The sequence below is a fragment of the Streptomyces sp. NPDC058665 genome, from assembly GCF_042714995.1.
Lineage (GTDB): Bacteria > Actinomycetota > Actinomycetes > Streptomycetales > Streptomycetaceae > Streptomyces.
The window spans coordinates 1-18,655 of the sequence record NZ_JBHXRX010000093.1 but is presented as its reverse complement, the minus strand read 5'-3'; the positions used below and the strand labels follow the sequence as shown (position 1 = coordinate 18,655).

General features: G+C 71.2%; 16 protein-coding genes and 2 pseudogenes. 8 read left to right on the top strand and 10 right to left on the bottom strand.

The window, feature by feature from the left end; genetic code table 11:
• The 4 genes from ACFWV8_RS35535 to ACFWV8_RS35520 form a co-directional block, all read right to left on the bottom strand.
• Positions 1–656: hypothetical protein (locus ACFWV8_RS35535; RefSeq protein WP_384214093.1), on the bottom strand; the 656-nt coding region annotated here is incomplete at its 3' end.
• Between the two features lie 113 nt (positions 657–769).
• Complete coding sequence (locus ACFWV8_RS35530; protein ID WP_329392130.1) at positions 770–1,360, bottom strand: hypothetical protein; 591 nt, start codon at positions 1,358–1,360, stop codon at positions 770–772.
• Between the two features lie 222 nt (positions 1,361–1,582).
• Positions 1,583–2,224, bottom strand: a complete 642-nt coding sequence (locus ACFWV8_RS35525) for a histidine phosphatase family protein (protein ID WP_384214091.1) — start codon at positions 2,222–2,224, stop codon at positions 1,583–1,585.
• Positions 2,225–2,576: 352 nt separating this feature from the next.
• The gene (locus tag ACFWV8_RS35520; RefSeq protein ID WP_384214089.1) at positions 2,577–3,284 is read right to left on the bottom strand and encodes a FadR/GntR family transcriptional regulator; all 708 of its coding nucleotides are present in this window, start codon (positions 3,282–3,284) and stop codon (positions 2,577–2,579) included.
• 171 nt (positions 3,285–3,455) lie between these two features.
• Between ACFWV8_RS35520 and ACFWV8_RS35515 the strand changes: the two genes are divergently transcribed.
• The 7 genes and pseudogenes from ACFWV8_RS35515 to ACFWV8_RS35485 all read left to right on the top strand — a co-directional run bounded on the left by ACFWV8_RS35515 (position 3,456) and on the right by ACFWV8_RS35485 (position 11,718).
• A complete protein-coding gene (locus ACFWV8_RS35515) occupies positions 3,456–4,733 on the top strand; it encodes an SLC13 family permease (RefSeq protein WP_384214087.1) in 1,278 nt (425 codons plus the stop codon).
• A 52-nt stretch (positions 4,734–4,785) separates the two neighbouring features.
• Positions 4,786–6,252 carry an acyl-CoA synthetase gene (locus tag ACFWV8_RS35510; protein ID WP_384214085.1) on the top strand — a complete coding sequence of 489 codons (1,467 nt, stop codon included), beginning with the start codon at positions 4,786–4,788 and terminating at the stop codon, positions 6,250–6,252.
• Entirely contained in the window at positions 6,245–7,627 is a 1,383-nt protein-coding gene (locus ACFWV8_RS35505) for a carboxyl transferase domain-containing protein (protein WP_384214083.1), read from the top strand. Before ACFWV8_RS35510 ends, ACFWV8_RS35505 begins: the two co-directional genes overlap by 8 nt.
• A gap of 63 nt (positions 7,628–7,690) precedes the next feature.
• Positions 7,691–8,701, top strand: a complete 1,011-nt coding sequence (locus ACFWV8_RS35500) for a DUF2510 domain-containing protein (RefSeq protein ID WP_384214081.1) — start codon at positions 7,691–7,693, stop codon at positions 8,699–8,701.
• Positions 8,702–9,181: 480 nt separating this feature from the next.
• Complete coding sequence (locus tag ACFWV8_RS35495; protein WP_384214080.1) at positions 9,182–10,672, top strand: UDP-N-acetylmuramoyl-L-alanyl-D-glutamate--2,6-diaminopimelate ligase; 1,491 nt, start codon at positions 9,182–9,184, stop codon at positions 10,670–10,672.
• 10 nt (positions 10,673–10,682) lie between these two features.
• Positions 10,683–11,220 (top strand): annotated as a pseudogene (locus ACFWV8_RS35490) (hypothetical protein).
• A 36-nt stretch (positions 11,221–11,256) separates the two neighbouring features.
• Positions 11,257–11,718 carry a DUF5954 family protein gene (locus ACFWV8_RS35485; protein ID WP_329377500.1) on the top strand — a complete coding sequence of 154 codons (462 nt, stop codon included), beginning with the start codon at positions 11,257–11,259 and terminating at the stop codon, positions 11,716–11,718.
• Positions 11,719–11,810: 92 nt separating this feature from the next.
• Here the strand turns inward: ACFWV8_RS35485 and ACFWV8_RS35480 are convergent, their stop codons facing one another.
• The 4 genes from ACFWV8_RS35480 to ACFWV8_RS35465 form a co-directional block, all read right to left on the bottom strand.
• Complete coding sequence (locus ACFWV8_RS35480; RefSeq protein WP_384214078.1) at positions 11,811–13,571, bottom strand: transglycosylase domain-containing protein; 1,761 nt, start codon at positions 13,569–13,571, stop codon at positions 11,811–11,813.
• Between the two features lie 81 nt (positions 13,572–13,652).
• Positions 13,653–14,933 carry an ATP-binding protein gene (locus ACFWV8_RS35475; protein ID WP_384214076.1) on the bottom strand — a complete coding sequence of 427 codons (1,281 nt, stop codon included), beginning with the start codon at positions 14,931–14,933 and terminating at the stop codon, positions 13,653–13,655.
• A gap of 2 nt (positions 14,934–14,935) precedes the next feature.
• Positions 14,936–15,688: a two-component system response regulator CseB gene (gene cseB / locus ACFWV8_RS35470; protein ID WP_384214074.1), complete on the bottom strand. Its 753-nt coding sequence runs from the start codon at positions 15,686–15,688 to the stop codon at positions 14,936–14,938.
• Positions 15,685–16,476: a hypothetical protein gene (locus ACFWV8_RS35465; RefSeq protein ID WP_384214072.1), complete on the bottom strand. Its 792-nt coding sequence runs from the start codon at positions 16,474–16,476 to the stop codon at positions 15,685–15,687. The genes cseB and ACFWV8_RS35465 overlap by 4 nt, the downstream gene beginning before the upstream one ends.
• A 101-nt stretch (positions 16,477–16,577) precedes the next feature.
• On the opposite strand from ACFWV8_RS35465, the gene ACFWV8_RS35460 reads away from it, so the two are divergent.
• Positions 16,578–16,901 (top strand): hypothetical protein, encoded by a 324-nt coding sequence (locus ACFWV8_RS35460; protein WP_384214070.1) that lies wholly within the window; start codon positions 16,578–16,580, stop codon positions 16,899–16,901.
• Between the two features lie 137 nt (positions 16,902–17,038).
• Here the strand turns inward: ACFWV8_RS35460 and ACFWV8_RS35455 are convergent, their stop codons facing one another.
• Positions 17,039–18,376 (bottom strand): FtsX-like permease family protein, encoded by a 1,338-nt coding sequence (locus ACFWV8_RS35455; protein ID WP_384214068.1) that lies wholly within the window; start codon positions 18,374–18,376, stop codon positions 17,039–17,041.
• A 3-nt stretch (positions 18,377–18,379) separates the two neighbouring features.
• Positions 18,380–18,655: pseudogene (locus ACFWV8_RS35450) on the bottom strand (ABC transporter ATP-binding protein); the annotation flags it as partial.

The window sequence follows — 18,655 nt, the reverse complement described above, 5'->3', positions numbered from 1 at the left end:
ATTTTTTGTTCGCCCTCTTCTTTTTTTCCCCCGGGCGGTGCGGGGCGGCCCCCGCCCGCCCCCACTTCCAGCAGCTGGCCGTCCTCGTCTGCGGCGCGGTCCGTCCAGGTGAACTTGATCCCGGTCGCGTGCATGACGGTCGGCCTGAAGTCCGTAGGGGCAGCAGCCGCGTTGGCCTCGGCCGAGCCGGCGCCCCGGGCCGACAGCGGTGCTGTCCTCACCTTCGGCCCCTTGACGGTGCGGGGAGTCATCCACTCCTGGTTGTCGTTCAGTTCCTCTTCGGAGGTCTCACCCGGCGGCAGGGACACCTCCACCGGCGCCGACGCCGGGCCGAAGTAGGGGCGCAGCCGGTAGTAGAACGGCGTCTGGGGCATCAGATCCGGGTGGCGGTACGTCGTACGGCCCGGCGGCATGAACTCCAGCACCGTGTACGGCCCGGCCTTCTCCGTGGCGAACTCCACCGTCCGCCCCGCGATGCCGGGCTCGTCGTCCTTCCAGCGCAGTGTGATGTCGATGGGCGAGTCGAGCGTGGCCGCCAGCCGCGCGGCGGTTTCCGGCTTCTCGGTCCCGTCCGGTGCGGAGGAACAGCCCGCAGACGTAAGGGCGATGAAGGCGCCGAGTGCGGCGGCGGTCGTGGCACGGAGTCGAAGAGGCACGGCGTCCGTCCTTCCGGGCTGGGCCGGGCTGGGTGCGCGGGGAGTCGTCGACGGGTGTCCGGTGACCGCGCGGAACACAAGCGGCCACCGGACCGGGAAGTGCCTCAACCGCCCTACTTGCGCCAGAACTTGACGCCGCTCCACACCACGGTGGCCGGCCCGCTCCCGCTGTCCGTGCGGTAGGCGCCGAACTTGTCGTAGAAGCTGCCCCCCGGGCTCGCGTAGCTGTGCTTCAGCGAGCCGTTGATGTACGTACGGTGCTGGCTGCCGACCTGGTGGACGGTGTTCACCCGGACGGTGGCGCCGACCGTGCCCGCGTCGGACAGGGTGGTGCCGCCGTGGACCGCGTACAGGCGTCCGCCGCGCTCGCCGGCCAGCATGAAGAACGGCCCGGAGGCCGATTCGTTGAACGTCTGCTTGAGGCTGATGCGGGTGCCGCCCATGCTGGCGATCCGGAAGTAGCCCTCGAACTGCCGGGTGCCTCCGGTGTAGGTGGCGTATCTCCGCTCGGCGCGCTGGTCGCCGCTGCCGGTGGAGCAGGTGAGGGTGAAGGTCAGGTTGTCGACCTGGCCGCAGCCCCTCTCCTGGACGGTGAAGGAGGGAGACGTCGAGGTCCACCCTCCGGGTTCGACTTCCGCGTACGCGTTCGGAGCCGTCAGCAGCATCGCTGCGGCGGCCGAGAGAACAGTGACGGTGCGCTTCATTCGGGGCACGTCTCACTTCTCCGTTTCGGTGGGGGCGTGGCGCTGGAGTCGCATCAGATTAGAAGTGTCCACGTCAAGCAACAAGGGATTCAGTGGAACTTCACGAGGTTCATATTCATGAAAGTGCATTCGGGGTGAACGGCGTATACGGCAATGCCCCGCCGGTCATTCGCGACCGGCGGGGCCATATGTGTGAACGAGCGTTCTGGGTGCGGCCCGCTGTCAGGCGCCGGCGGGCAGATCCTGGACGGTGCGCAGCAGGCTCTCGGGCAGGACCAGATTCCATGCCGTGATGACCGGATTGCCGTGTTCGGTGCCGAGCCGGGACACCGTCCCCGTCTCCAGCTGGAACAGCGTGCCCTGGGCCGCCGTGAGACCGAGATACCGAGCGGTGAGCACCCGGAGGAAGTGCGAGTGGCCCACTAGGGCGACGTCTTCGTCACTCGCGCGTTCGGCGGCGGCGCGCACCTCGGCGAGCACCCTGTCCGCCCGGTCGCTGACCTCCGAGGGGCTCTCGCCCGGGTGCCCGCCGGGGCCCGCGATGGTCCCGTCCGTCCAGAGATTCCAGTCGGGGCGGGTGCGGCGGATTTCCTCGGTGGTCACGCCCTCGTAGCCGCCGTAGTTCCATTCGTGCAGGTCGGGGCAGATGCGGGTGGACCGCAGCCCGGCGAGTTCGGCGGTACGGCGGGCGCGGGCCAGCGGGCTGACGAGGGTCAGGCCGATCGGCCGGTCGGCCAGTACGGGGACCAGGGCGCGGGCCTGGGCCTCACCGTGGGCGGTCAGCGGCAGATCCGTCGAGCTGGTGTGCTGTCCGGACAGCGACCACTCGGTCTCGCCGTGTCTGATGAGGAGCAACTCACCCATGGGTGCCATCCGTTCGTTCGTGCCGAGGCTCTGAGACGCGGGGCCGGCGGGCCGTCCTTCTCCCGCCGGTGCGGCTCCACGATTCCATCACGCGGCGCTCCGTGCGCCGGGGGGCGCGCCCCCGGTGCCGGAATGACCGTCCACGGCGGGCGAGGGCGTATCCGTGGCGCGGCTCACAGCCCCCCACCTGGGGAGGGGGAACACCGCATCGTGGTTGAGCGTTCATCTTTACGTGGTCGCGGAGGGGAAAGTGACGACTCCGCGACCACACAGAGCGGCCCCGGCTGGTCCATCCCCCGAACCAGCCGGGGCCTTCCCATTTCCGCCTGGCTACGCGCTACGGCGGTGCGCCTCAGGCGTCGTCGCCCGGGTCCCAGTCCAGCAGCCGGACCTTCGCCACCGTCCGTACATGGCGGCGCATCGCCGTCGCCGCCGCCTTCCCGCGCTGCGCCTCGATCGCTTCGAGGATCGCGCGGTGCTGGGCGAGTGAGCGCTGGGGCCGGCCCGGCTGGCGCAGCGACTCGTTGCGGCTCTCGGTGATCTGCTCCGCGATGGACCTCATGAATTCGGCCAGCAGACCGCTGTGCGCCGCCGCCGTCACCGCCGCGTGGAAGAGCCGGTCGCCCTCGACGCCGTGATCGCCCGCCTCGATCTCGGCGGCCATGTGATCGAGCGCCGCCCACATCGCGGTCAGATCCTCCGCCGTGCGCCGCTCGGCGGCCAGTTCGGCGAGTTTGGTCTCCAGGGCCTCGCGCGCTTCCAGTACGTCGGGCAGCCGGCGCTTGCGTTCCACGAGCCGTTCGACCGGTTCGGCGTCGAGGCTGTCGCGGACGAGATAGGTGCCGCCGCCGTGCCGTACCTCGACGAGTCCCTGCACTTCGAGGACGACGATGGCCTGCTTCACCGATGCCCGGCTGACGCCTAGCCGGCCCGCGAGTTCACGCTCGGGCGGCAGCCGGTCGCCCGCCCGCAGATCGACGTCCGCCACATGGCGGCGGAGTCTGTCGAGGACCTGTTCGTACAGTCGCGGCCGGGTCATCGGCCGCAGTGCGTCGGACACACGAACCCCCCATACCTGGTCTTTCGCAGCCTAACACCGCGCGGCCAAGTGGCTGAGCCAATTCCTGTCGAATCCCTTGACGCCTCGCTGGACCGATGTTCAAAGTGGTCCAGCCACTTGGCCAATGCAGATTGGCCAGTAATCAACGGGACCCAGGGACGGGAGCCCCCGATGTCCGCCGAACTGATCTCGATCCTTGTACTCGTGGTCGTCTTCGTGATCGCCACGACCCGCTCGATCAACATGGGCGCGCTCGCGTTCGCCGCCGCCTTCGGAGTCGGCGAACTCGTCGCCGACCTGGACGCGGACGGTATCTTCGCCGGATTTCCCGGCGACCTGTTCGTGGTGCTCGTCGGTGTCACGTATCTCTTCGCCATCGCACGCGCCAACGGCACCACCGACTGGCTGGTGCACGCCTCGATCCGGCTCGTACGCGGCCGGATCGCGCTCATACCCTGGGTGATGTTCGCCCTCACCGGAGCGCTGACCGCCATCGGCGCCGTCAGCCCGGCGGCCGTCGCGATCGTCGCGCCCATCGCGCTGAGTTTCGCCGCGCGGTACGGCATCAGCCCGCTGCTGATGGGCGCGCTGGTCGTGCACGGTGCCCAGGCGGGCGGCTTCTCGCCGATCAGCATCTACGGCTCGATCGTCAACGGAGTGGTGGAGCGCGAGAATCTGCCCGGGAACGAACTCGTCCTGTTCCTCGCCTCCCTCTTCGTCAACCTGATCGTCGCGGCGATCGTCTTCGTCCTCTTCGGCGGGCTGAAGCTGAAGGGGCGTGACCTCGACACCGAGGGCGACGGCCGCGACAAGGACAGCGCCGACAGCGCCCTTTCGGCCGATGCCTCGGGCCTCACTCCCGCCCGTATCGCCACGCTCGCCGCCCTCGCGGCGCTCGTCGTCGCCGTCCTCGGGTTCGACCTGGACGCCGGGCTCAGCGCCATCACCCTCGCCGTCGTCCTCAGCGCCTTCTGGCCCGACACGAGCCGCAAGGCGGTCACCGAGGTCGCCTGGCCGACCGTGCTGCTCATCTGCGGTGTCCTGACCTACGTCGGTGTCCTGGAGGAGATGGGCACGATCGATTACGCGGGCAACGCCGTCGGCGACATCGGAGTGCCGCTGCTCGCCGCCGTCCTGCTCTGCTACATAGCCGCCGTCATCTCCGCCTTCGCCTCATCCGTCGGCATCATGGGCGCGCTCATCCCGCTCGCCGTGCCGTTCCTCGCCCAGGGCGAGATCGGGGCGGTCGGCATGATCGCCGCGCTCGCCGTCTCGGCGACCGTCGTGGACGTCAGTCCCTTCTCCACCAACGGCGCCCTCGTACTGGCCGCGGCACCCGATGTCGACCGGGAACGCTTCTTCCGGCAGTTGATGGTGTACGGAGGCATCGTGGTGGCGGTGGTACCCGCGGCCGTATGGCTCGTGCTGGTCGTGCCAGGCTTCGGATGACCCGGTCACCATGACGACCGGTCAGACTCGTCGACAGCAAGGAGAACGACGCGTGTCCCCTCTCTTCCCGGCCCTCGCGGCGCGTTCCGCCCGGCCCGCACTGCGCTTCGGCGACCAGGCGCTGAGCCACGCCGAACTGGCCACAGCGGCCGGTGCCCTGACCGCCAGGATCGCCGGCGCGCCACGGGTCGCCGTCTGGGCCACGCCCACCCTCGGTACGGCGGTGGGCGTGGTGGCCGCGCTGCTGGCGGGAGTGCCCGTGGTGCCGGTGAACCCCAAGACGGGTGAACGGGAGCTCACGCACATCGTGACGGACAGCTCGCCGGCCCTCGTCCTCGCCGAACGCGGAGCCGAACTGCCGCCGATCCTGGCCGAGTTGGCGCGCCTCGACACGGACATCACGGGCAGCACCGAGGTCGGGGAGGCCACGGACAGCGTCGACCGGGCCCTGCCCGCCGAGCCGTCCCCGGAGTCACCCGCGCTGATCGTCTACACCTCGGGCACCACCGGACCTCCCAAGGGCGTCGTCCTGCCCCGCCGCGCCGTCGCCGCCACCCTGGACGCGCTGGAGGACGCCTGGCGGTGGACCGAGGACGACGTACTCGTCCACGCCCTGCCCCTCTTCCATGTCCACGGCCTGATCCTCGGCATCCTCGGCCCGCTGCGCCGCGGCGGCTCGGTGCGCCATCTCGGCAGGTTCTCCACGGACGGTGTGGCCCGTGAACTGTCCTCCGGAGCCACGATGCTCTTCGGCGTACCGACGATGTATCACCGCATCGCCGAAGCACTCGCCGACGATCCCGAACTCGCGAAGGCCCTCACCGGCGCACGCCTGCTGGTGTCCGGATCGGCCGCGCTGCCGGTGCACGACCACGAGCGCATCGGCGCCGCTACCGGACGCCGCGTCATCGAGCGCTACGGGATGACGGAGACCCTGATGAACACCAGCGTGCGCGCGGACGGCGAACCCCGCGCCGGCACCGTCGGTGTGCCGCTGGCGGGAGTCGAACTGCGGCTGGTCGACGAGGCGGGCGCCGAGATCACGGCGTACGACGGCGACACCGTGGGGGAGATCCAGGTACGCGGCCCGAACCTCTTCACCGAGTATCTGAACCGCCCCGACGCGACGGAGGCCGCCTTCGACGACGGCTGGTTCCGTACGGGCGACATGGCGATCCGCGACCCCGACGGCTACGTCCGTATCGTCGGCCGCAAGGCCACCGACCTGATCAAGAGCGGCGGCTACAAGATCGGCGCCGGCGAGATCGAGAACGTACTGCTGGAGCATCCCGGGGTGCGGGAGGCCGCCGTCACCGGGGAGCCCGACGAGGACCTGGGGGAGCGGATCGTCGCGTGGGTCGTCCCCGTGCGGGCCGATGCCCCGCCGTCCGCCGAGGAGTTGGCGGCGCACGTCGCGGCGCAGCTCGCCTCGCACAAGAGGCCGCGCACCGTGCGGTATCTCCAGGCGCTGCCCCGCAACGACATGGGCAAGATCATGAAGCGGGCCCTCCATGACTGAGCGTATGAGCGCACGGCAGGCGATCGCCTTCCTCACCGGGGCGACCCCGCAGGGGGCTCCCGTCGCCTTCACCGAACTGCCCGCGCCGAAGGACACCTCCGCCCCGGACGGCCCCCTCGGCTGGCAGGGATACGACGAGTCCCGGGCCCGCGCCGCGGCACGCACCGGCGAGGACGAGTCCGTCATCTGCGGCACCGCGCGCGTCGGCGGCACCGAAGCGGTCCTGATCTCCTTCGAGTTCGGCTATCTCGGCGGATCGCTGGGGGAGCGCACCGGGGACCGGCTGGAGGCCGCGTACACCCATGCCCGTGAACGGCGGCTGCCCGTCGTCTCGTTGATCGCGACCGGCGGCAGCCGCATGCAGGAAGGCATGCTCGCTCTGCTCCAACTCCAGCGCGTGGCGGGGCAGTCGGCGCTCACCAGGGCCGCCGGTCTGCCACAGATCGCGGTGGTGCGCGACCCGACGACCGGCGGCGGCTGGGCCACCCTCGGGGCGGGCGCCGATGTGATCCTGGCCCTGCCGGGCGCCCAGATCGGTTTCGCTGGCTCGCGGGTACGGCCGCCGGACGCCGATCCGTACGCGTACACCGCCGAGGCACAGCTGACGGCGGGTCATATCGACGCGGTGGTGGCGCCCGAGGAGCTGAGGGACACGGTGGGCCGCTGGCTGGCGCTGCTGACAGGCGGCATCGCCGGGGCCGGTGCCGGGCCGGTGCCGGCGGCCGAGCCGCCCGCCGCGCTCGGGCGCGCGGCCCCACCCGCCACCGGCTGGGACGCGGTGACTCTGGCCCGCGACCCCCGACGGCCGCGTGCGGAGGCCTACTTGGAGGCGTACTTCACCACCCGCGAATCCGTCAACGGCGACCGAGCCGGCGGCACCGACCCCGGAACGCTGTGCGGGTTCGGCACGCGCGACGGCCGTACGGTCGCGTACGCCGCCCAGTGCGGCACGGCGACCCTCCCGGCCGGCTACCGTACGGCGGCCAGACTGATCCGCCTCGCGGACCGGCTGGGGCTGCCCGTCCTCACGCTCATCGACACACCGGGCGCCGCGAACGACGCCGAGGCGGAACACGCGGGAGCGGGAGCCGCGATCGCGGACCTGTTCGCCGCCGTGGCCACCGCCCGCGTGCCCGTCACCAGCCTGCTGATCGGCGAAGGAGGTTCGGGCGGGGCGCTGGCTCTGGCGGCGCCGGGCAACACCTGGGCCACACCGGACAGTTACTTCTCCGTCATCGCACCGGAACTGGCGACGGCGATCCTCAAACGGCCCCCCGAGGAGACCCGTGCGACGGCCGGCCAGCTCAAGGTGCGCCCTCAGGACCTGGTGTCACTGGGGGCGATCCGCGGGATCGTGCCCGTGGCCGGGGCGTGAAGTCCGCCGATTTCTCATGGGCCTCTCACCAGCTTTGTCGGACCATATGCCTATGGTGAGTGCGTGACGCAGACGACTCCGCCCGGCTGGTATCCGGACCCAGGACATGACGGTGAAGGCCCGCTTCAGGAACGGTGGTGGGACGGGTCGGCCTGGACCGAGATGGTCCGGCCCGACTCGGCCGCGGCCTGGAGCGCGCCTTCCGAACTGGGCTCGGGCATCCCGCCCTACCCGGCGGCGCCACCCGCGCCGGCCGGCGGGCGCGGCCGTCGGATCGCCCTGGCCGCCACGGCGGCCGTGGTGGTGCTGGCGGTCGTCGGTGGCTTCCTCCTCCTCGGCGACGACGGTGACAACTCGGCCGACAAGGCGAGCACGAACCCCTCCACCGGTCCCAGCAGGCCGGGCCAGGAGGACCGGCCGGCCCCGGGCGAGTCGCAGCGGCCTCCCGGCGACCCCGGCGCGCCCGACGGCGGCGAGGACGGCCAGGGCGAGGGCGGGGAAGGCGGCCCCCAGCAGGAGATACCGACCGAGGACGGCTACGCCACCGACATGGCCAGCGGCATCAGCATCCCGGTGCCCGAGGGCTGGACCGGACAATCGGGGCCGGTGGGCGCGGGAGTGAGCACCGGGGAGCACCCGTGCCCCGGAAACCCGGAGGAGTCCTGCGTACGCGGCGGGGTCAACTCCGTTCCGGCGGTGGCGCTGGAGATCAAGGCCACCACCGCCAAGGCGGCGGCCGAGAGCGACATCAAGAAGAACGCCGAGGAGTCCTACGGCGGCGAGAGCTACGGAAAGATCACCTCCCACACGGAGTTGAAGTCCGAGGCGGTGACGGTCGCCGGCGAGAAGGGCTATCTGGTCCGGTGGAAGGTCGTCACGGGCAAGGGCGACGACGGATACGTGCAGTCGCTGGCCTTCCCCTCGCCCGCCCCCGGCGCCCAGGACCTGCTGATCATTGTGCGCTCCGGATTCGACATCAACGACAAAGCGCCCAAGCTGCCTGTGCTGGACGAGATCATCGACGGTATCAAGGTCGCGGCGGGCGGTGGCGGCGGCACCGGCCAGAAGGTCTGAGAGCGGGCGCCCCGCCCACGGCGCGGCGGCCGGACAGCACCAACGGAACGCCCGCGGCCACCGGCCGTGGGCGTTCCCGCGTCTCTCACCGGCCCCGCCGGCATCTTCCCCACGGGACGGCGGAGTCGGGACAGCCGTACGGGCCGTACACTGCGCTCATGGGTAGTACACATGTCGCGACGGAGGGCCCCCGACCGGCCTCGTTCGCGCTGTGCCACGCCCTGCACGGCCACGGCTAGCAACATCGACGCCGACTCCCGGCCTCCGACGCCCAGTGGGATTCCGCCCCGAGGCGTCCTCCTCTCGAACGCACCCTCGTGCAGAGCCGCTCGCTCACCCCAGCCGTATCGCGTTCCCCAGCGACACCCGAACTCCGCACCTCGCACCCGCGCCCCACCCCTGCGACGCTCCGGCGTGCCGTCGGCGCCTCCACGGCGACCGCCGCACGGTGGCAGAGCCGTATCTTCGAGAGGATCCCCTGTGAAGCTGAGCGAATTGCTCGTCGGGCACGACTACGAGATTCTGCGGGGCGACCCCGATACGGCCATCACCGCCGGAGCCTGCTTCGACGCCGATCGGGTGTCACCGGGATCGCTGTTCATCGCGGTCCCCGGCCACCCCGAGGGCGGTTCCGAATCCGTCGGACCCGCGCTCGCACGCGGCGCCGTCGCCGTACTCGTCGAAGCGGCGACCGCCGATCCGCCGGTGGCCGTCTGGGCGGCCGACCCGGCCGTCTGCGTCGTACGCGTCCCGGACACCCGTACCGCCGCCGCCCTCGTCACCTCCCGCTACCACGGGAACCCCGGCCTCGCGATGGACATGGTCGCCGTCACCGGGACCAACGGCAAGACATCGGTGTCGTACATGGTCGAATCCGTGCTGCGGATCGCCGAGCAGACCGTGGTCGGTGTCATCGGCACGGCGGGCAGCCGCATCGGGGACGAACTGATCCCCATGCCTCGGTCGGTGCTCACCACGCCGGAGTCGCCCGACTTTCAGTACCTGCTCGGTGTCATGCGTGACCGTGACGTGAGCACGGTCGTTCTGGAGGCCACGTCCATGGGGCTGTTGACGCACCGGGTCGACCACTCGTACATCGACGTCGGCATCTTCACCAACCTCACGCAGGACCATCTGGACGACCACGGCACCATGGCGAACTACCGGGACGCCAAACTCCGTCTGTTCCAAGGGCTTTGCCGACGGGCCGTGGTGAACGCCGACGACCCGGTGGGCGCCGCAATCCTCGCCCTCATGCCCGGCGCGGTGACTACGTACGCGCTGGACACCGACGCCGACTACCGGGCGACCGACCTCACGATGGATGCCTTCGGTACGCGCTTCACGCTGCACCACGCGGGCCGCAAGTACCCGGCCGCGATTCCCGTACCCGGCCGGTTCTCCGTCGCCAACGCGCTCGCCACCGTCGCCGCCTGCCACCTCCTGGGGCACGACCTGCGCGGGCTGGTCACGGCACTCGACCGGACTCCCCCGGTCCCCGGGCGCTTCGAGCGCTTCGAGACCCCGCGCGGCACGTCGGTCATCGTGGACTACGCGCACTCCCCGGACTCGCTCGACAAGGTGCTGAGCACCATCCGGGACTTCGCCACGGGGCGGGTCATCACCGTGTTCGGCTGTGGCGGCGACCGAGACATCACCAAGCGGGCGCGGATGGGCGAGATCGCGGGCACCCACTCCGACCTGTGCGTACTGACCTCGGACAACCCCAGGTACGAGGACCCCGAGGCGATCCTCGACCAGATCACTCCTGGTCTGGCGGTCACCGGCACCCGCTTCGAGCGGTACGCCGACCGCCGCGCGGCCATCGAGTTCGCCCTCTCGGCGGCGGGCGGGAACGACATCGTGCTGATCGCGGGGAAGGGCAGCGAACCGTACCAGACCGTCGGCGACACACTGATCCCCTTCAGCGACATGGCGACCGTACGCGAACTGGCCGCCGTACAGCACTGATCGCCCGCGCGTGGCGCTCCAGCCACCGGGCCTTGTCGGGGATGACCCCGCGCGGCTCGCCGAGCGCGGGCTGCCGGTGCGTATCGCCTCGCGCGGCGGCGGGATCCCCTTCGTCCGGGAGGACCCCGGCACCTGGGACGCCGCACCGGAGGGCGTCGGGGCCGTCTACCTCTCCTACTTACCCGGACCTCGCCTTCCCCGGCGCCGCCGAGGCCGTTGGCGCGTTCGCGGAGCGCGCCGTCGCCATGGGGGCGCGCCGGCTGGTCCTGCTCTCCGGGCGGGGCGAGGAAGGAGCCAGGGAGGTCGCGGACGTCGCCGTCGCCGCGCTGGCCGACGACCGCCACATCGGCAGGACGTACGAGCTCTCGGGACCCCGGCTGCTCGGCTTCGCGGAGATCGCGGAGGACTTCGCCGACCTTTTCGAACTGATCACCGACGGGCGCGACGCGCACCTCGTGCACGGCGTCGAGGAGGCCCTGGGCCGTAAGCCCAAGGACTTCGCCGAGTTCGCCGCCGACGCGGCCCGCACCGGCGTCTGGCGGTCCTGACCCCCAGCGTGCCGTGGGGTGCGGCACGCTGGGGGTATGGACGCGAGCGCAGAAGACGGATTCGACGACGCGGCGGCCCGGCGGCTGCTGGAGGTCGGGAAGCGTGAGGAGGAGCTCCGCGAGGAGTTCCGGGTGGACGGTCCCGAGTGGGAGCGGATGTCCGTCTCCCACTACACGGCGTACTCCGCCATGGTCCACGAGGAGGGCGGCTGGCGGCAGTTGTTCCCGGCCGTGCCCTTCGAGGAGGAGGCGCGGCTCGATCTGGGCGCGGTCCTGCGGGTCCGCGGCGCGCACGCGGGGGAGTCCGCCGGCCGGTTCGGCCGGGCGGCTGACGCGGTGGAACGTGGTGAGGACCAGGTGATCATCGCGGAGGAGGTGTTCCGGATGGTACGGGTCGAGCAGACGGTCATCATGACGAGTCACGGTCCGCAGACACCCCGCGCCGGCGACCGGGAGTTCCCCGACGAACTGGACGAGCGGCCCGGAGCGGGCGACTGACGCCGGGCGACCGGCATCGACGGACGGTATGCGCCGTCCGGCCCGCCGAACGGGGGTGGGGCGGGGCGGCGCACACCGTTGCTGACGTACCGTCAAGAACCCTCGCGCTCCGCCGGTTCGGCGGCCCTCGCCTTGAGGTAGACACTCCAGATGTACTCCGTGGGGTCGTCCTCGACGCCGGTGAGCGCGACCTGCTTGCCCGTCTTGGCGCTCTCCCCGAACAAGGCGATCGAGGTCACCTCCTCGGGGGTCGAACCGATGAACCACTCGGCTTTTCTGTCGTCGGTGTGGCCCGAGGCACCCGTACCGCCACCCACCTGCGCGGCATCCGCCAGTGGCGGAACGGACATGTCCGGCCGTGTGCCCCCGACCGGCCGCGGTATCCCCGAGGCGGAGGCGTGGGCGAATCGCGCGGACGCGCTGTCGACCACCCGCTCGCCGTTCGCTTCCGGCAGTTCGACGGTCCGGTCGCCGCGCCGCGCGGACTTCACGATCGACGGGGTGACCTTCTTGCCGTCGTTGGCCAGAGTGGCATGGACCCCGGCCATCTCCAGGGGACTCGCGCCCATCAGCCCGAGAGACGTGGCCTGCGGCGCGGCGAAGCCGGCCGGGTCCGCCGTCATTCCCAGCTTCTTCGCGGTCTGCCTGATCATGTCCCGGCCCACCCTCGAACGCCCGTTCTCCTTGGCTTCGATCCCCGCGGCGAGAACCACCGGCGCGAACGTCGGGCCCGCCTGGTAGTCGGCGCGTGTCGCGTTGTTCAGATAGTGGTTGAAGTAGTCGTCGCCGCCGTACAGCGCCACGATCCGCCCGGACTCCGGATCCACGGACACCGCGCCCGCCTGCCGGTCGGGATCCCGCCGGGGCGTCTCCGTCTCCGCCGTCGCCTCCGCACCGTCGCCGGGCGAGGTGAGCCCGGCGGTCACCGCCTCACGCAGCGCCCGCTGTCTGTCCGGGTCGATGTTCAGCGTGATCCGCCAGCCGCCGCCTGCCAATTCCTGCTCACCGACCCCCGCTGCGATCAGCTCGCGCCGGGCGGTGTCCACCAGATAGCCGGCGTCCCCGGCCAGCTCCGCCGACGCCCTGGGCGGCACGGGCACCGGGAAACGCATCCGGCGCCGTTCGTCCTTGTCGAGCCACCCCTCGCCGACCATGTTGTCCAGCACATAGCCCCAGCGGGCCCTGGCCTTCTGCTTGTCGGAGGGAGAGGCGACGGCCCAGTCGTACTGGCTGGGCGCCTGAAGCAGCGCCGCGAGGTACGCGCCCTCCTCGACGCCGAGGTCCTCGACCTCCTTGCCGTAGTACGTGCGCGCGGCGGCCTGCACGCCGTACGCGAGCCGCCCGTAGTAACTGCTGTTGAGATATCCCGCGAGAATGTCGTCCTTCGAGTTGTGCCGGTCCACCTTGAGGGAGATGAACAGCTCCTTCACCTTGCGGGTGACCGTCTGCTCCTGGCTGAGGTAGTAGTTCTTCACGTACTGCTGGGTGATGGTCGAGCCGCCCTGCTTGCCGCCGCCGGTCAGTGTGCTGAAGACGCCGCGCGCCGTGCCGGACAGGGAGACACCGGAGTCGCTGTAGAAGTCCTTGTTCTCGGCGGCGACGAACGCGCGCCGCACGTCCTCGGGCACCCGGTCGAGCGGTACGGGCTCGCGGTTGACCTCCCCGGTACGGGCGAGTCTGCTGCCGTCGGCGAACAGATAGACGTTGCTCTGCGCCTTCACCTGCTCGTTGGGTCTCGGGATGTCGATGACCAGGTACAGCACGGTGAACGCCGCGAGGACCAGAAGACACGGGGTGACGAAGGCGATCAGGGCCTTGCGCCAGGTGAGGAGACGACGGAGACGCATACGCATGGCCGTCATCCTCGGCGCCGAAGATCTTCGTCAAGGCGAAGGAAGGTGTCGGCCGCCGCGCGGACACGTATCAGCCGTGTATCAGCGGCCCAACTCGTCTGTCCCGACGGGCGGTTCGTCCTCGATCGCCGGAGAGGTCCGGTCGGGCAGCCGGAGGGTGGCGACAGCGCCGCCGTCGGGTGCGTTGCCGAACTCCAGCGTGGCGCCGATGACTTGGGCCTGGCCCAGCGCGATCGTGAGGCCGAGCCCATGGCCCGTACCACGCTCGCGGGCACCGGTCCGGAAGCGCTGAGGACCGTCGTCGAGCAGCGTCCCGGGATAGCCGGGGCCGTGGTCGCGTACGGCCACGGTCCTGCCGTCCCCGGACACCGTGACCACGACGGGAGCCCGGCCGTGGCGGTGCGCGTTGACCACCAGATTGGTGAGGATGCGATCGAGCCGCCGCGAGTCCGTCGTCACGGAAGCGGTCTCTCCGTCCGTCCCCGATTCCTCCAGGACCTTCGCCTCCAGCCCGGCACGCGCCACCACGTCGCGTACCAGAGTTCCGACGGGGCACGGTGACAGGTCCGCGTGCTCGGCCCCCGCGTCCAGCCTCGATATCTCCAGCAACTCCTCGACCAGCGTGCTCAGCACCCGCACCCGGTCACGCACATACCCGGCCGCCTCACCCTCCGGCAGCAGCTCGGCCGCCGTCACCAGCCCCATCAGCGGCGTACGCAGCTCGTGTGCCACATCTGCGGTGAAGCGCTGCTCGCCGAGAAGCCGCTTCTGGAGCGCGCCGGCCATCGTGTCCACGGCGTTCGAGATGTCGGCGATCTCGTCGCGGGGCCGTGGCCCCGCCGCGATCCGCGCGTCCAGATCCCCGGCGGCGATACGGCGCGCGGTACCGGCCGCCGTACGCAGCCTGCGGCTCATCCGCGCGGCGGTCAGCACGCCCAGCGGCAGTACCACGGCGGTGGTGATCAGACCCGCCACGACGATGCTGGCGTCGAGCGCGCCGATGTCGCGCATCGTGCCGCCCATGTCGACACGCACCGACAGCACCCGGCTCCCGGCGGGCCGGGCCGCCCACATCGCGGGCCCGCCGGACCCGGTCGTGAACTCCGTACCCCGGCGCCCCTTGGCGACCAGCTCCCGCAGACCGCCCGGCAGCCCCGGCGCGTCGAGGGCCGCGCCCGACCCCTGGACGTCGCCGGTACGGGAGTACGTCACCGCCGCCCGGTCGAGCGTGACGCGGGCGGCCTCCCGCGCCTGCGACAGCTCACGGTCCCGCGAGAACTCGTGCACCAGCACACCGACCGCGGCGGCGACCGCGCAGGCGGCAGCCGCCACCAGAGCCGCGATCCGCCATCTCAGAGGCATGGTCAGCGCCGCAGCTTGTAGCCGAAGCCGCGGACCGTCTCGATCCGGTCGGCCCCTATCTTCGCCCGCAGGCGCTGCACATGGAGGTCGACGACCCGGGTGTCACCGTGCCAGGCGTGGTCCCACACCCGGCTGAGCAGGGTCCGGCGCTCCAGCACGACACCGGGCGAACCGGCGAACTCCAGGAGCATCCGCAGCTCGGTCGGTGTCAGCGCGACGACCTGTCCGGCGCGCCGTACCTCCATGCCCCGGGTGTCGACCGTCAGATCGCCGAAGGCGAGCACGGCGGAGTCCGCTCGCCCGCCGCCCGCGCGGCTGCCGGTCCCAGCGGTGGCGCCCCCCGCGGCGGGCGAGAACGAGACCCGGCGCAGCAGGGAGCGGATACGGGCGACGAGGACCGCGCTCTCGCAGGGCTTGACCACATAGTCGTCGGCGCCCGCCTCCAGTCCCGCTACGACATCGAGGGCGTCGCCGCGCGCGGACATCATCAGGATCGGTGCCAGGCTCAACTCCCTTACCCGGCGGCACAGTCCGATGCCGTCGAGGTCGGGCAGCATGACGTCGAGCAGCAGCAGATCGGGATCCGTCTCGCGGAACATCTCCAGCCCCGTGAGGCCGTCGCCGGCCGTGGACACGGTGAATCCGTACCGTTCGAGGAGCATCCGGACGGTGTTGCGGATCACCTCGTCGTCCTCGACCAGCAGCAGACGCGCCTCCGCCGCCGTGGCGGGCGACGGACGTGCCGACCCCGTCATGGTGCCCGCCTCTCGCTGTCCGTGCCGGCGTCGATGCCCGCGTCCGGGCCGATACCCGGCCGTGGAACGGGCGTCGCCTCGCTCGGCGCGGCGGTCTCGGGCGCCAGCGGATCGGGCGCCCGCGCGTCGTCCGAGGTGTTCCACGGGTTCTCGACGGTCAGCACGTCGCCGTTCCACCGGTAGCGGGTGGTTACCCGACCGTTCTGACCCGCCGACGTGAGGATCAGGTCCGTGCCGAAGGTCTCGCCGGTGAGGCCCACCGGCCCCCAGCTGATCAGCACCGGCCGTACGGTGTCGCCCGAGGCGCGGTAGACCTGGATGAGCGTCAGCCCGGAGGCCGGTTCGTCCAGCGCCACCACCAGCTCGTCCCGCCCGTCGGCGGTCAGGTCCTTGTAAACGGGGTCGCGCAGACCGCACTTGGCCCCCGGGCAGTCCCGGACCGCCGCCCGCACGAACTCCGGCACGTTGGGGTCGTTCGTCAGCAGCTGCCGCACCGTCAGTTTCCTCAGCCCGCCCGCCGGTACGGTGACGTCCTTGACCGGCCGGTACCGCTGGACGGCCCGCTCGGCCTCGGTGTCCCCGTTCGACGGTGGCACCGGCGGCGCGTAGTCGGGCCACAGCGGCGCCGAGCTGACCGGCGGCGAGAGGGTGGGCGCCGGGCCGTCGTCCCGTGCCCCGGTCTCCGCCGCGCAGCCCGAGGCACCGGCGAGGGCCGTCACGACGGCCAGAGCCGTGAGAACGACGGTGCGGCCGCGGTGCGTCGGGCCGGTGTGGGGGAAGCGGCGCATAGAACGGTCAGCGTACCGGGGCCGGATTCCTGAACATGCCGGGGGAGATCCCCGTATCCCTCAGTGCACCTTCGCCCCTGCCATGTCGAGGAGACCGGCCCATGAACGACTTCAGCAACCTGCAAGCCCTCCCGGACGGCGAGGCCGAGCTCCGACTCGTCGTGCGTCTCCAGTGGGAGGACGTCGCCGCGCTCGGTCAGGAGGCCGGCCGGCTTGCCCACCAGATGCAGCGTCCCGTGAGTCTCGACGAGGCGGTCAGCCACCGGCTGCGCAGCCGCTCGGCCTCGCACGCGAAGCCCCCGCAGGAACCCGCCCGGCCCGTCGCGGCGCCGCCGCCGGCCCCGGTGTCGGCGCTCGCGGGCCGCACTCCGGGCGAACACGCGAGGCAGGCCATCGAGAAGATCAACGCTTCCGAGTCGGCCTAGGGCGTGTTTTAGAAGTCCCGTCTGGCCCACGACGCCTGGCGCGCATGCTCGCCGGAACGCCACTAAGGGCAGTCGCTGGATGCGACTGCCCTTGGCGGCGTGAGCGAGTGTCTTCCGCGCCTGAGCGGGGGGTTGCATCAGGCGGCGAGCGACACCGCCTCGACGGCTGGGGTGCGCAGTGCGCGGTACGCCGTACCGACGCTGGTGACGACTGTCGCCGCGGCACCGATCCCGACGATGGCCAGCCAGATCCCGGGCCCCTGGCCGGGAAGGACCGCGTCGACCCGGACGACGCTGAACGGGACGGCTCCGGCCGCGGCGGCGAGCGTGCCGAAGAAGGCGCCGGTCACGGTCAGGACCAGGGACTCGATGGCGACCATCCGGAGCACCTGGGACGGAGTGGCCCCGGCCAGCCGCTGCTGGCCGAACTCCCTGGTGCGGTAAGTGGTCGCCGCGTACAGCGTGTTGATCAGCATGATGCAGGCGAAGACCACGATGATCCCGACCACCACGAAGTTGAGCGTCTCCAGGCTCTTGTCGTCGACGGACCGGGTGATGCCCGAGGTGTCCAGCTCGTCGTTCTGGACGGCCTGCATGTAGAGGGTGGCCGTGGCCATGCCGATGAAGAGGATCAGCGGCATGAGCACACCGGACAGCTGCGCGGCGCGCCGGCGCATGTTGTGCACCGTCAGATAACCGCTCGCGCCGGTGAGCAGCGTGATCGGCCGTGCCAGCTTGCCGAGCAGGAACTTCAGCAGCACCGGTGAGAAGACCGCGAATCCCACGGAGATGAGGATCGCACCGTAGGCGGGGGCCGCCATGAGCGCGTCGTCCGTCTTGTCGAACGCGAAGGTGGAGCTGACACTACCGATACCGAGGGCAAGGGCCGCGAAGCCGGCGATGTCACGTCCCCGGCCACCCGGCTCCGCGCCGCCCGCCGCCGCCTTCGTGGCTCGGCGGACCGCGAGGAACGAGGCGCCGATCGCGGCGACCAGACCGACGCTCACCCCGGCGGTCAGGGCGATCGGACCGAAGACGAAGTCCACCTTCCCGGCCACCTGATCGGTGTCCTTGAAGACGTTGAGCAACTGCTCGCCGCCGATCCTCGCCGGCAGGATCGCCAGCAGCATGCTGACGACCGCGACGACGGCCGACTCGACGACGATCATCCGCTTGATCTGGGCCGGTGTGGCACCGGTCCTGCGCAGGAGTGCGATCTCCTCGCCGCGCTGGCGGACGTTGACGGTGAGGGTGGAGGCGATGGCGAAGAAGACGAGAAGCGTGCCGTAGCCGCCGACCACCGTCGCGGCGGTGGTGAGGGTCTCGGAGCTCCGGTCGTCGATGTTCGCGCCGCCCGCCGTGTCATGCATCGAGTTGAACGACATGATGATCACGGAGCCGAGGAACGCGGAGAGCAGGGTCGCGATGAGGCGCCCGGGGCGCTGGACGATGGAGCGCATGGCCAGAGTGAACATCGCTCACACCCCCACGCGCGTCTGGTGGTGGTTGACAGTGTCTCCGAGGTGCGCGAGGCGTTCGGCGACCGCGTCGACGGTCGGCCTGCTGAGATGTCCGGCCAGGCGGCCGTCGGCGAGGAAGATCACGGAGTCCGCGAAGGAGGCGGCGACCGGGTCGTGGGTGACCATGACGACGGTGCGGCCGTGGATCCGTACGCTCTCCTGGAGGAGCCGCAGCACGCCTCGTGCGCTGCGGATGTCGAGCGCGCCGGTGGGCTCGTCGGCGAAGATCACGCT